We start from the raw sequence: 13760 nt of genomic DNA on the forward strand, positions 1-13760 counted from the left end.
GTCGAACGAAGGTGGCTGCAATCGACAAGTTCAACTCGCCGGAATCGAATTACTGGTCCGGCTGCTTGTTGCGATCGATGTGGCAGGCCGAACGGTAGCGAGGACGTGGATGAAGCGCGCGCACTTTAGATTTGGCAAAGGCTTTGGCTTTTCGATCAGCAACAAGCGCGGTCAAGCCGCCGAACCTCCGGCCGCGACAACGCGTTGAGTCCATGAGCGACAACGTCAGGAATGAAAAGCCCGCGAGCTCGGGTCGGCCGCCGAATCAATCGACGAACCCCTTCGCCGGCGGCGCGGGTAAGCCGAAGAAACAAGCGCCAGTTCCTCCGCGGCGCACATGGCTGACCTTCTTCCTGCTGCTGCTCGCCAATTTTCTCCTCGTCCGGCTCTTCTCGCCTGGCGCAGCAACGCCAACGAGAATCCCCTACACGCTCTTCAAGCAGGAAGTCCTCAAGGGGAACGTTCGCGCGATCGATAGCCGAGGAGAAAACATCACTGGACAGTTCATCAGTCCAATAACCTATCCGCCGCCGGGCGACACATCGTCGCACACCAAGCCCGCGCGCCTAACGACCTTCGCGACGACACTCCCACCGTTTGTGGATCCGGGCCTCGAAGCGCTGTTGATCGCCCACGGTGTACGGATCGACGCCGAGCCAGCAGAGAGCGGCGGGAATTCCCTAACGACATTACTCTTTGGCTTTGGGCCGGCCCTGCTGCTCATCGGATTCTATGTGTGGCTCTTTCGACGCGCCGCGAAGGCGGGTGGCGGGATGGGTGGGGCACTGCTTGGCGGTCTCGGGAAGAGCGGGGCGAAGCGCTTCGATCAGCAGCAAGAGGGCCGAGTCACCTTCGAGGATGTCGCCGGAATCGACGAAGCAGAAAATGAGCTCGTCGAAATCGTCGACTTCTTGCGCGATCCGCAGAAGTACACGCGACTCGGCGGCACCGCGCCCAAAGGCGTCCTTCTGATCGGTGCACCTGGCACCGGCAAGACACTGCTCGCGCGAGCAGTCGCCGGCGAGGCGAACGTGCCGTTCTTCTCGATGAGCGGCTCCGAGTTCGTCGAAATGATCGTCGGCGTAGGCGCGGCGCGCGTGCGCGATCTCTTCAAGCAAGCTCGCGAGAACGCTCCCGCAATTGTGTTCATCGACGAGCTCGATTCGATTGGGCGTGCGCGTGGGCGAGCCGTACTCGGTGGATCGAGCGAGCAGGAGCAAACACTCAATCAGATCCTGACCGAGATGGACGGCTTCTCGAGTCGTGAAGGCATCATCGTGATCGCGGCGACCAATCAGCCTGACATTCTCGACAAGGCGCTACTCAGGCCCGGCCGCTTCGACCGGCGCGTCGTCGTGAACCTTCCGGACAAGAGAGGTCGCGCGGCGATTCTCGCGGTGCACACTCGTCGCGTGCCGCTCGCTGCCGATACGAGCCTGGACGGAATCGCCGCCGCGACGCCGGGACTCTCCGGCGCGGACTTGAGAAATCTCGTAAACGAGGCGGCTTTGCTCGCGGCTCGGCGCGAGCAAAATGAAGTGCATGAGAAGGATTTCATGGACGCTCTCGAGAAGATCGTTCTCGGGCCTGAGCGTCCCCTCCTGATGAGTCGGCAGGATCGCGAGCGGATCGCGTACCACGAGGGTGGTCACGCCATTCTCGGGCTTGTCATTCCCGGAGCGGACCCCGTGCACCGCGTCACGATCGTCCCGCGCGGTGAAGCGCTCGGCGTCACATACCAGCGACCCGACACGGATCGGTACAACTATCCCGAGTCCTATCTTCGCGGGCGCATCGTCGGGATGCTCGGTGGACGTGCAGCGGAAGAGATCGTGTACAATACGAAGACGACCGGCGCGCAGAACGACATCGATCAAGCAACGACGATCGCGCGGAACATGGTCACTCGATGGGGAATGAGCGACCGGTTGGGTCTCGTGCGCCTCGTCGGCCGCGAAAACCCGTACCTGGCCGGCCTGGATGGCGATGCAGCCGGACGCGGTCCGATCAGCGAGGATACGGCGCGCACGATCGATGCTGAGGTGCTGCGCATCATCGCCGAGAGCCACGATGAAGCAAAGCGCTTGCTGACGAAGCACCGCCGCGAGCTCGACGCGCTCGCCGACGCGCTTCTGCAACGGGAGACGCTCGACGAACGGGAGATTCTCGAGGTGACTGGGCTGCCGCCAGCGCCGGTGCTCGAGAGCTTGCCGACGGAACAGTGACCTAGAAGTGCCACCGGGCCGTAAAAGGTGAAGCTTATCGCTGCGGCTTCGGTTTCAAGAGCTCGGCCACCTGTGACTCGAGCTTGGCGAGTCGCGCGGCCACTTCCTCGCGCGGGAGCGCGCCGGTCGCGTATTCGACGATATGCACGCCCTGCCCACTCCCGGTTTGATGCTGTCAGTATTGAGCTCCATTCCAGTGCTCAGGTTTCTCTCGCCCTGCTGAACGATTCGGCCATCACGAATCGCCGACACCATTGCCGGGCGGCCGGACAGTGAGAGTTGGCTCACCGAGAGAAAAACGTTAATGGAGCAGTGCTGCTGCGGCGGCTGTCCGATGCTAGCGCTGATCGGCAGGAGAAGGATCGTGGCGCCGATCGTAATGCTCGACCGGCTGCTGAGGCGAGAACGCATGGTCACCTCCATCGAGTGAGCGAAGTGAGACTGATGCTACGCGAGAACACCGTGTTTCCAGAGTTGCCACCACATCCACGTACGTACTTGCTCCATTCCCCGCTTCTCCTGCTCGACAGTGACATCCGTGAATCCGTCGATGAACCCTTCGTCGATGCGCGCGCGCGGACGCATGAAGCTGCGCTGATGGGAGAGAATGGTGACCGGATCGCTGGGAGCCGTTAGGCGGCCATCGGGTAGCCTTATGCTCGGTGCTGGCTCGCAGGAAATGAATCCGACCTGCTGGCGAACCTGCGCCTCGATACCGGCATCGCCCCAGGGAACGCCGCCCATGCCGCCATGCGTCGTGTAGAATTCCTGCTTCATGAGCTCGCCCAAGCCATTGATCTTCAGGCCGCAGTTACCGAAAGTCTCACGACTCGACGTGGACTTCATCCGGACGGCGTGGTAGGCGTAGCGCACGTTGTCGGGAATGGTCCCTCCCCGCAGATCGACGCTCCGATCGACGGCATCGAAGAGAAACATCGCGTCGACCCTTATGTCCGTGCGGGCCAGGAGCATGGCGGCGTCGATGGCGATCGCGCCGCCTCGGCTGTAGCCGGCGAGGAAGACCGTCTTGTCGCCACGCTCGCGTGCATAGCAGACGTCCTGCACGACGGTTTCGGGCCGGATCAAATTCCCGACGGTATCCGTGCCGGACCAGTCGGGCCCGCGGTAATACATGGCGTTGATGGCGCCCGGTGCCCGGCGGACGATCTGGTGAAGGAAGCTGTGTTGCATCTTGGCCTGGTAGACGTCGTCCCAGACAGGTCCGGTACCGTCGATCGCTGCAAGCATGGCGTGGTCTCCCGTCGCGCTACTCGTTAGGGTGATGTCGGCCCACAGCAACTACTCGATGGCGGTGATGCTCCAGCGCACATGCGCGGTGCCGAGCTTCCCGTCGGCGGTGACTCCGGTTCCCACCATCGCCGCTGCGATTGGACTGTAGAGGTGATACCAGCCGGGGAGCGGCTTCGGCACACTATCGGGCGCGACTTCCTCGATTGCCCACGCTCCGAACTGGCCGTCTCCGGCAACCGTCAATGGCGTGCTCAGGAGCGCGGTGTCGGGAAGGGCGACGGGCAACAGGTCGATCCCTGCCGGAGGGACATAGGCGTTCGTGACGATCTGTCCGCTGCCGATACTCGCGAAAACCGTCGGCGACACCGTGAACTGCAGAGTGCACACGTGGAGGTCATTGTCGGTTGCCAGTGTCACCCAACCGATTGGGAACTGCGGGTCCTTCACGGCATCGCCATCTCCCTCGATGGCCAGGACATCGTTCTGCGTGATATTGATCCACTTCTCGAGCATCGAGATGTGTCCCTTGATCGCATCGGATGCCTGGGATTCGTTCCAGTTGGTGAAGCTGGCGAAGCTCGAATCACCCATGTACTGGTCGAACCGCATTGTCGCCGACCCTTGGTGCTCGAGCGAGTAGCCGACCTGGTCGCCGGTCGACGTATCCGCTCCCGAGACGCTATAGCTGTAGGAGAAGTCGACGCTGACGATCCATCCATGCACACGCGGTTTGAGCGCCGCGCAGCTCGTGAGGCCGCTGTCCGGTAAGGTCGAAACCGGAGAGGCGATCACGACGAGCGTCGCCGAATCGCTTCGCACGCCTTGCGCGGTCGCGACGATCTTGGTCGTGCCAACCGAATCGCCGTAGCGCGCGTCGAGTCATCCGGACTCGTTGGGTCGACCGGGGCGACGCGCGGCTGCGACGATGTCCAAACGAAGCGGACATTCGGCACCGGCCGCCCCGACGCATCCAGCGCAACAGCGTGAAACTCGAGCTGTTGGCCCACGACGATCGTGTCGTTCGCCGGCTGGACGATCACTCGCGCGACGGTTTGGTGCGGATCGCTGACGCCACTGCACGCGGCGGCGAAAGCGACCAAGCTTAGTGTGAGCGTTTCGCGAACAGATGGGATGCGCATTGCTTGCGGGCCTGGCTTGCGGCACGCTACAATAGCCTCCGCAGATCAGCGGCTGCTCCGCGTATCATCAGGCGACGGTCAATCGGACTATGTACCGGTTCAGAACCCTTGGCGGCGCGTTGCTCGAGGGCGAAAACGGACCGGTCTCCGGTCGATCGAGCCTCCGGCTGCGCCTCGCGCTTCTGGCACTCCTCGCGGCGTCCCGCGATCGGGGTGTGGCGCGCGATAAGCTCCTCGTGTACCTGTGGCCGGAGGTTAATGCCGATCGAGGGCGACACTCCCTCTCGCAACTGCTCCACGCAATTCGTCGTGAGCTGGGAGCCGATGCGATCACGCTCGGCGTCGACGATCTGCGTCTCAATCCGTCGCACGTTTGGACGGACGTCGGCGCATTCGAGCAAGCAATCGTCGAGGGCAAGCTGGAAGTCGCGATCAACCTTTATGAAGGTCCGTTCCTCGACGGCTTCTTCCTTTCGAACGCGCCGGAATTCGAGCGGTGGGTCGAACAAGAACGCGCTCGTCTGGCGGGCGCGTTCACCAGCGCACTCGAAGCCTCGGCGCATGTCGCATCGCAACGCGGGGATCATCTCGACGCGCTGAAGTTCTGGCGACGACGGCTCGCCACCGATCCCCTGAACGCGGGCGCGACGCTCGGCGTGATGCGTGCCCTCGCTGCCACCGGCGATCGAGCAGGCGCGATTCAGCAAGCTCGAATCCACACGTCGGTTCTCGAGCGAGAAATGGGGCTGCCCCCCGATGCGACCGTCACCGGATTCGCTCAGCGGCTCCGCACGGAGAAAAGCCACCGCAGGGCCTCCGGTGAATCAAAGCCTCCTCATTCCGACAATTCACTGCCTTCGGAGAGCCCACGAGAGCATGTCGCCAACAGTCCGGCCGTGACGCCGGTCCATGTGCCGACGCTGGGACACGGTCGCCGTATTGCCGCGGCCCTCGCCATCGCGGTCCTCGTGGTCGCAGGTATTTCGCAAACACTCAATGGCGCCTGGAGGTCCACTCGCCGAGCTCCGAGGACGGTGGTAATCGGCGCAGTCAGCGGAACCGATGGTACGCTGACACTCGCGGTCGGCGAGGCGCTTCGCGCGGAGCTCGAAGCGGCACCGGGTCTTCACGTGGTCGCCGAAGCGCGAGCCCGCGAAGCACTGGCCTTGATGCGGCGGGCGCCGGAGACGCCAATCGCCGACTCACTTGCTTCACAGGTGGCGGCGCGTCTCGGTGCCCCGTTCGCCGTCACGGCGACCGCGGAGCCGCTCGGGCCAGGTGCCGAAATCGTCGTGCGCCTCATGGATTCTCGAGACGGAACGACGATCAGCACACTCTCCGCACATCCCGGCACCGCCGACGAAATCGTTGCGGCGGTCACGCGATTATCGGAGGAATTGCGTGAGCGCGCGCTCGACATTCAAGTGCCGGAGTCGGTCCCGGCGTTGCCTGCCGTGACGACGGCTTCCATTGCGGGGCTGCGCGACTACGCGCTCGCGCGGCAATCGATTGCTCATGGAGACAATGAACGCGCGCTGTCGTACGCTGAAGCAGCAGTCATTGAAGACAGCACGTTCGCGCTCGCGCACTATCTTCTTGGCGATCTCCTCTGGTATGGCGATCGCCAACACCACAGCGACGAACATCTCGAGCGGGCCTTCGCCTTGAGCAGTCGACTTCGGCCGCGAGAGCGTCTCATCGTGCGCGCCCGGTACGAGCAGCTCGTCCGCGACCGGCCCGATAGCGCGTTACAATATTGGCAACTCTTGCGCTCGGCATATCCCGACGAGCCGCGTGCCTACGAAGGGATGGCGTGGGCGTATACCGCATTGGGGCAACCACGCCGTGCCGATGCCGCGGCAGATACCGCCTTTCATCTCGATTCGACGGTTGGCCCACGCGGCGTACGCGGACACATTGGTGGCTTGATCGCCAGGGGAGACACCGCGGCGGCGATCGCATACGCGCGCGCCAGCGGAGTGGGGATGTTGTTCGGCGTTCTATATGGAGTCGCCTTCGCGCACCGCGATTGGAATCGGATCTTGCGACTCTTGGACAGCGCACAAACGTACGGGCTGAGCTCCGGACACGCCGGCGCCTTGCGGCAGGTCGCGTTCCTGGCTCTCGGGGATCTGGCGAATGGTGAGAAGGCACTAAACGACGTCCGTGCCGATCCACACGTGCAGTATTTGCCACGCGCGTTGTTGCTGCAGGCGCGGGCGGAGGCGACGCAAGGCTCAAAGGAACGCGCGGCGGCATTGTCGAGGGAAGCGCTCGTGTGGCTGCAGCAAGCGGACCTCTCACCACCTGCGTACGCCCGCCTTGCCGAACGCCTCGCGGATGCCGCGGCGCGTGCGGAGGACCCAGCGACTATCGCCGCGGTGCGCCGTCTCATTGTCGCGAAAGACGCGGGGCTCGGGCTGCGGAGCTACACACTGGCGATTCCAACGATCGACGCGTGCGCGGCATTCGCGCGAGGTGACATGCGGACAGCGTTGTCACAGCTCGACCGCACACGTGGATCGATGTTCTACGGGCGCGCAGTATCGATCATGATGCAGCTAGAGGCGGATGCGCTCGCGGCTTCAGGAGAGCGACAACGCGCCGACTCCATCTACCGGGTGCTGGCGGATCCGCCGCCGCTGATGGTCGACGGGGACATCGAGACCCTCGAGATAGTTCGCTACGCCGCTTCGCAAATTCTCGCGGCGGAGCGAACGGGCCGTTTCTCCTCCCCCATTGCCCGGCGCTAGAAGCGCCTTCGATAATTGGCGGACGATCGCGAGATGGTCGCGATGAGCCGATGCCCGACTTGCCTAACGGGATCAATTGCTTGGCCGATTTCAGGGCGCGGACGCCCTCGCTATACTAGGGACATGACGATCAAGAGATTGGACCACGTCAGCGTCGTCGTCGACGACCTTGGAGCCGCCATCGCTTTTTTCACCGCGCTCGGCATGACGGTCGAAGGCAAGGCGCCAGTCGAGGGCTCGTCGGTGGACCGCCTCAACGGGCTCGAAGATGTCCGCGTCGACATCGTCATGATGCGGACCCCAGATGGGCACGGCCGGCTCGAGCTGACGAAGTTTCGCAATCCAAAACTGGTCGAGATCGAACCGGCGATCGCACCGCCGAACGCGCTAGGCCTCCGGAGTGTCATGTTTACAGTCGAAAGCGTCGACGACACTGTCGCTCGTCTCCGCGCCAACGGTGCTGAGCTCGTCGGCGAGGTTGTCCAGTACGAGGACATGTATAGACTCTGCTACATGCGAGGCCCTGCGGGCATCATCGTCTCGCTGGCCGAGGAGCTCTCCGCTGAAGCGTTGACCGCTTCGGAGCAACCGGTGGCGCCCTAGTCGCTCCTTCGACTCGATCCGCCGCGGGTTCAAATCCCGTCGGCGCGGCGAGGCTCCTGCGGCGGTGTGTTCGAGAACTTCTCATCTCGGGTGCGCGTGTGATCGGAAGCTGTAATGGTGTCTGTGCTCCGGCGGCACGGAAGCGAGAATGCGAACAGCGACCCGCCGCCAGCGACAGGCTCCGCCCAAGCTCGGCCACCGAGCATGTCAACCGTTTCGCGGACGATGCTCAACCCGAGCCCAGTCCCCTCGACCTCGATCGCCGCGTCTCCACTCAGCGCGCGAAAGAATCGATCGAACAACTTGCTGCGGGCTTCGCTCGGTACGCCTATCCCATTGTCCAAGACTTCGACCACGAGCTCAGCGCTGGCTCCGCCGTCGCGCGGCTCGTTTAGTCGCGCGCTGATTTCGACCAGTCGCTGCGCCTTTTCTGGATCCGAATACTTGATTGCGTTGGATATGTAGTTCGTCAAGCAGAGCTCCACGGCGGCGGCGTTGACTTCCACCGCCGGCAAGTTCGGCGATAGCTGAACCGTCACGTCCTTCGAGCGCGCGAGCTGGCGCAGTTGTCGGACGGCCTCCGCCGCTGCCGCCGGCAGCAGCACGTTCTTCTGTTGTCGCGCGTTTCCATCGAGGCGGGAAAGAGAGATCAGATCTTCGAGCACCAAATGCATCTTCTCGGCGTTCTCACCGATCATCTCCAGGAACCGATTACGCTGCTCTTCGCTGACCCATGACTCGCGTAGCAGACTGTATGCTCCCTGAATTGCTCCAACGCGATTCTTCAGCTCGTGAGAGACAGTGCGGTTGAAGCCTCGAAGCTGCTGCTCTCGCGCGCGCACCTGCACCGTCGTCTTCCGCAGGAAATGCGTGGTCGTGGCCTGCTGGATGATCGCAACCGCGTGAAATACGCGATGGGCGCACTGCAGCAGTTCGGATCGCCGGCACGGCTGATCGATTTCATCCACGGCCCTCGCAAGGAAGGCGAAGAGTACGCCGCCGAGCAGCTCGTACTCCTTGAACAATTGATACGCGTCGAAGCCCTGGACGTACCGCAGTTCGCCGAGCTCCATCGCCTTTGCAACCACCGGCGCGTCGGCAGCCACTTCCTCCGCCGGATCCTGAACGTAGTCGGCGATTCCATCGATCAAGATGGGAATGTGGTCGAGCAGCTCTTCACCGGGAAAGACGCGATCGCGCTCGATCGCGACGCGCGCGGCGATGCGTTCGAGCCATCGCGAGGTAAGCTCGGCGCGCGCGGATCGAAGTCGACTCGCCAGAGCGGCAGCGAGTGGACAATCAGCGGTGACTCCCCTGCTTTCCTGCGGTTGCACGTTCTCCACCTGATCGAGACCTTGAAGATTCGGGCAGGAACTGGGCCGCTAGGACGGGCATTTCGTGTCATTTCGTTACTCGATGAGGCCGTCGAGGCGAAGCCTTCATCAGCCGACGTCGGGACCGGAAGTCTGACCGCAGCCACCTTTACTAGCCACTCGGATTTCCCGCCTTCTCGCTAAGCGGAATGATGAAGCACGTCGCGTCACCATACGAGTCCGTGAACACGGGATACTTCCCCGTGGGGAAGAGGTTGATCCCCGCCTTGGCGTACCGGCGCAGATCGCCGAGCCGCTGACCTGTGAGATAGAAGTCGCGCGCGCGCTGTGCGCGCAGTTCCGCCATCAGCGGATCACCGCTCAGCGACACCGACGCCTCGCCGCCCACGGCGCGCCGCTCGTTCACGAAATCCAACGTCGTCTGCACCGGACCGTCCAACTCGGCGATCACGTACCGCGCCTCGAGGCCCGTCGCCATCCGGACGTCGCTCTCGACGCTGATGCGCGGCGCGCTGCCTGACGACACCCACTCGCTGTACATGTACGGTGTGAGCGGCGTGTAGATCGAGCCGCCGGTGAGCCCGAGCTGCGTGGACGCCGGCTGCGGCACGCGGGGATCGTTGAGTCCGAGAAACGGCGGCGCCATCGCGAGCGACGCGCCGGACGCGTGCGTCAGACCATTCAGCGCGTTGTTTTCGCGCACCGTGTTGCTCGAGTAGTACGCGAGCTTCTCGTAGCTCGCCGGCACCTGCGACGCGTAGTTGCGCGCCTTCGCAGCGTCGCCGAGCTTGAGCGCGGCACGCGCGCCGCCGACCTGCGACATGTGAATGATGTCCTGGGCGGCCGCGACGTTGCTGCCCGTGGACGCGGCCGTTGCCACGGTGATCGCCTCGTCGAAACGGGACAGCGCGATCTGAAGCAGCTCGTCGGTCGTTTTGGGAGCGCTCAAGTTGACCGGTGCTTCGCAGAAGCCTTCGGCGAGCAGGGTGTACGCGTACCCACCGTACGCGAGGACGCGGGCAACGTCGAGGCTCGACGACGCTCCGCTCCCGAGCATCGCCTTCAGGCGATCGGCGGCGTCGTCGGCCGATTGGCGCGCCCGCTGGAGGTACTCGTACACACCCGAGTTGATGGTGTTGAGATCGGTGAAGTCGTGCAGCGAGAACTGACGCACGTCCACGTTCGTGTGATCGGTGAACGCCTCGTCGGAGAGCACGGCGGACCACTGCGCGTACTGCCCGTACGCGTACTGGAACTCTCCGATGGCGCCGTTGGCGATGAGCTGCTGGAGCGCCGGGTCGGCGAGCTGTCCTTCCTGAATGGCCCCAGGGTTCTGAACGTCGAGGATGCCATTGCATGCAGCCGCTCCGCCGACGAGCAGCGCGGCGACGACGCTCGTCAGGCAGCGGCGTGCACGCAGGAGCGCCGCGGTCGCGTGGGACATATTTGTGTTAGTTGTCATCAGAAGCCCACCGAGAGCGAGAGGGAATAGCGCCGCGTCATCGGCACGGTCCAACTGTCGTTGCGATTGAAGGTCGAGCTGCCGCCGTTGAAGTTGATCTCGGGGTCGGCGCCGCCGTACTTCGTCCAGATCTTCAGGTTGTGGGCGGCGAGCATCAGCGTCGCGCGATCGGCGACGCGGCCGATGAAGCGCCGCGGCAGATCGTAACTGAGCGACAGATCGCGAAACTTGATGAAGTCCGCCGGCTGCACGAAGAAGTAATTCTCCGAGGCGAACATGCGCGCGAGCACTTCGTCCGGGTTGGCGTTGGGGTTGACCGTCTCCCACGACACGCCGGCGCGGTCGCGCCGCCAGTCCTTGACGTTGAACTGATAGTTGCCGCCCTTGTAGTCGAAGAGGCTGTGCACGCGGAAGTTGCCGAGCACGATGAAGTCGTTCGAGAAGCCCATCTCGCGCGTGGGCACGGATGGTCCGCGATACACGCTCACCGGGTCGAGGATCGGCTGCCCGCTGGCGTTCTTGACGAGATTGCCGTTCGCGTCGTACTGGACGCGCTGCGCCCAGAACCCGGCGAGCGGAAAGCCCTCTTGGTAGCGCTGCACCGGAGCGTAATCACCAAAGATGATCGGGTCGCGCTTGTCACCGAACGAGACGAGGCGATTGTGGTTGGTCGCCAGCGTGAGCGAGCTCTCAATCGTTAGGGACTGACCTCGGAGCGGCGTCGCTCCCAAGACGATCTCGAGTCCCTTGTTGGAAATGGTGCCAAGGTTTTGCAGTTGCGTTCCGGCGAATCCGGTGGACGGGGGGACGTCGACCGGAAGCAGCGCGTCATGCGTCGTCTTGTTGTAGTATGTCGCATCGAGCGTCAGCCGCCTATCGAGCAATGCGCTCTCCAATCCGAGCTCGATCTCCGTGCCGCGCTCCGGCTTGAGATCCGGGTTGCCGACGGAGCCGTAGCGCAGCGCTGATAACGTGCCCGTGGACGTGGTGACGACCGATGTGGTGTACGATCGAATCGCGTCGAACGGTCCGGGCGCGTTACCGGCCTGCCCCCACGCGAAACGCAATCGCAGCTCGTTCACTGACGGCACGTGGAAGAAGGGCTCCTCGGAGACGACGTAGGACACCGATGCCTTCGGGTAGAAGACGCGGTGCAGGTCGGAGCCGAACGCGGAGTTGTTGTCGACGCGCAGCGCGCCGGTGACGAAGAGGCGATCGCGCCACGCCGCCTGCTCCTGCACGTAGAAGCCGATCGACTTCTGCGTCGTATCCTGCTCGCGGCCGGTAGTCACGGCGGCCGAAGAGACCGACCGGATGCCCGTCGAGCCGAGGTCCTGGCCGAACGCATCGGTTCGGTGAAATGCGTCCGCGAGGTACTGCACGCCGAACGACGAGTTCGAGACGAAGGTCGCCGAGAACGCGTGCGTGACTGTCCCATCGTAGTTCAGCGTGAGGTTCTGGTTGAGTGGTCGTCCCTGGGCGATGAATCCCTTGGTGTTCACGAGGTCGAAGCTCGCGCGAGCGCTGAATGGATCGAGACCTGCTGGCTGCGGCGGGAAGTACAGCTCCGCCTGTCCGATGTTCATGTCGAGGCCGACGCGCACTTTGTTCGTGAGCCAGGAGAACGGCCTATAGTCGCCTGACGACCCGAGAATGAATCGATCGGATTGCGTCTGATTGTCGTACGTGTTGGCGACTTCGGGGAGGATCGTGAAGTAGTTGAGCCCCGCCGGATAGGGATACTTGCGCCCGGGGATCGCCAGATAGGAGCTGATGATGAGCCCGAAGGCGATGTTGTCGTTGAGCGGCAGCCGCACGTGGTTGCGGCTGTAGCCGATATTGGTGTTGAAGCTCAGCTTGTTCGACGGCGCGAAGGAGAAGTTGCCGCGCAGCGAGCCGAGGTTGGCGTAGTTGTTGAGGTTCACGCCTTCTTCCTTGTTCTGTTCGCCCGATAGGAAGAAGGTGAAGCGATCGCCGCCTCCGCTCGCCGATACGCTCATCTTCGACAGGTCTCCGTTGCGAAGGGCGTTAGGCTCCGACATCACGCGATGGGAGATGATATCACCCACCGCACGACCCGCGAAGCCGGGGTAGTTCGCGGTGTCGGCGATGCGCGCGGCCGTGGCGACCGCGTAGTTCACCGGCCGCATCGAGGCCTGCCACTCCGAGTAGCCCGACTCGAGATGGGCGTTCCACTGCGTCCGTCCCGCGCGCCCGCGCTTCGTGATGATCTGAATGACGCCGGACGCCGCTTCGGCGCCATAGAGCGTCGACGCCGCCGGACCCTTGATGACCTCGATCGACTCGATGTCGTTCGGGTTGATCGCGTCGAGCGACGAGGTAGTCTGCCCGAAGACCGTATAATTACCCTGATCGCGAGTGGTGACGCGCACGCCGTCCACGTAGATCGTCGGCGTATTGCCGGCGTACAGCGAGCCAGCGCCGCGCAATCGAAAGTTCGCCGACGTGCCGGCCGAGCCCGAACCGGGAACGAGCGTCAAACCGGGCACCTTCGACTGCAGCACCTCGGTGACGTTGCTGACGGTGGATTTGTCCACGACGTCGCTGACGTCCACCGTCGACACGGCATTCCCGATGGCGCGTCGCCGCGTATCGCCCGCCGTTCCGGTGACGACGACGGCGTCGAGGGCGGTGGCTGCAGGCTCGAGGGCCACCGTAACGTCCGCCGTTCCGCCGGCGGTCACGGTAACATTCACGCTGCCCGGTGCGTAGCCGAGACTGCGCGCGCGAATCTCGTGCGTGCCCGCGGGGACACTCGTCAGGCGGAAGCGCCCATCCGTTTCGACGCTCATGCCAAGTGTGCTGCCGGTGACGGTGATCTGCGCCGTCGCGACGGGCGTACCGGTGTGCGCGTCGGTCACTCGCCCGGTGACGGTCCCGGTCTGCGCGCCCGTGACGTGGGCAGGCGCCCCCAGTGCCACGGCGAATACGAACGCGGCCAGGGCGCGTCGGTGAGATGTGTCGATGATCAC

The 13760-nt window shown here is 63.7% G+C and carries 9 protein-coding genes; 3 read left to right on the plus strand and 6 right to left on the minus strand.

From position 1 onward, the window contains the following. Nucleotides 1–212: 212 nt before the first annotated feature. Nucleotides 213–2225 (plus strand): ATP-dependent zinc metalloprotease FtsH, encoded by a 2013-nt coding sequence (gene ftsH / locus VGH98_08355; protein ID HEY2375969.1) that lies wholly within the window; start codon nt 213–215, stop codon nt 2223–2225. 447 nt (nt 2226–2672) lie between these two features. On the opposite strand, the gene VGH98_08360 is transcribed toward ftsH, so the two are convergent. Genes VGH98_08360 through VGH98_08370 form a run of 3 tightly spaced genes read right to left on the minus strand, consistent with a single transcriptional unit; the run spans nt 2673 to nt 4615 of the window. Continuing rightward, on the minus strand, nt 2673–3473 hold the full coding sequence (locus VGH98_08360; protein ID HEY2375970.1) for a hypothetical protein: 801 nt from the start codon (nt 3471–3473) through the stop codon (nt 2673–2675). Nucleotides 3474–3524: 51 nt separating this feature from the next. Continuing rightward, the gene (locus VGH98_08365; GenBank protein ID HEY2375971.1) at nt 3525–4295 is read right to left on the minus strand and encodes a hypothetical protein; all 771 of its coding nucleotides are present in this window, start codon (nt 4293–4295) and stop codon (nt 3525–3527) included. Beyond that, nucleotides 4265–4615, minus strand: a complete 351-nt coding sequence (locus VGH98_08370; protein HEY2375972.1) for a hypothetical protein — start codon at nt 4613–4615, stop codon at nt 4265–4267. The genes VGH98_08365 and VGH98_08370 overlap by 31 nt, the downstream gene beginning before the upstream one ends. 89 nt (nt 4616–4704) lie before the next feature. Between VGH98_08370 and VGH98_08375 the strand changes: the two genes are divergently transcribed. Next, entirely contained in the window at nt 4705–7368 is a 2664-nt protein-coding gene (locus tag VGH98_08375) for a BTAD domain-containing putative transcriptional regulator (GenBank protein ID HEY2375973.1), read from the plus strand. Nucleotides 7369–7491: 123 nt separating this feature from the next. After that, nucleotides 7492–7971: a VOC family protein gene (locus VGH98_08380; GenBank protein HEY2375974.1), complete on the plus strand. Its 480-nt coding sequence runs from the start codon at nt 7492–7494 to the stop codon at nt 7969–7971. A 29-nt stretch (nt 7972–8000) separates the two neighbouring features. On the opposite strand, the gene VGH98_08385 is transcribed toward VGH98_08380, so the two are convergent. From VGH98_08385 to VGH98_08395, 3 genes are all read right to left on the minus strand, one after another. After that, on the minus strand, nt 8001–9314 hold the full coding sequence (locus tag VGH98_08385; protein ID HEY2375975.1) for a sensor histidine kinase: 1314 nt from the start codon (nt 9312–9314) through the stop codon (nt 8001–8003). Nucleotides 9315–9456: 142 nt separating this feature from the next. Beyond that, the gene (locus VGH98_08390; GenBank protein HEY2375976.1) at nt 9457–10767 is read right to left on the minus strand and encodes a hypothetical protein; all 1311 of its coding nucleotides are present in this window, start codon (nt 10765–10767) and stop codon (nt 9457–9459) included. Then, nucleotides 10767–13760 carry a SusC/RagA family TonB-linked outer membrane protein gene (locus VGH98_08395; protein HEY2375977.1) on the minus strand — a complete coding sequence of 998 codons (2994 nt, stop codon included), beginning with the start codon at nt 13758–13760 and terminating at the stop codon, nt 10767–10769. The genes VGH98_08390 and VGH98_08395 overlap by 1 nt, the downstream gene beginning before the upstream one ends.

The sequence above is a fragment of the Gemmatimonadaceae bacterium genome (assembly GCA_036496605.1).
GTDB lineage: Bacteria > Gemmatimonadota > Gemmatimonadetes > Gemmatimonadales > Gemmatimonadaceae > AG2.

Excerpts from the sequence above, each read along its gene's own strand:
- ftsH (HEY2375969.1), top strand. The coding sequence starts at position 213 with ATGAGCGACAACGTCAGGAATGAAAAGCCCGCGAGCTCGGGTCGGCCG.
- VGH98_08360 (HEY2375970.1), bottom strand. The coding sequence starts at position 3,473 with ATGCTTGCAGCGATCGACGGTACCGGACCTGTCTGGGACGACGTCTAC.
- VGH98_08370 (HEY2375972.1), bottom strand. The coding sequence starts at position 4,615 with ATGCGCATCCCATCTGTTCGCGAAACGCTCACACTAAGCTTGGTCGCT.
- VGH98_08375 (HEY2375973.1), top strand. The coding sequence starts at position 4,705 with ATGTACCGGTTCAGAACCCTTGGCGGCGCGTTGCTCGAGGGCGAAAAC.
- VGH98_08380 (HEY2375974.1), top strand. The coding sequence starts at position 7,492 with ATGACGATCAAGAGATTGGACCACGTCAGCGTCGTCGTCGACGACCTT.
- VGH98_08390 (HEY2375976.1), bottom strand. The coding sequence starts at position 10,767 with ATGACAACTAACACAAATATGTCCCACGCGACCGCGGCGCTCCTGCGT.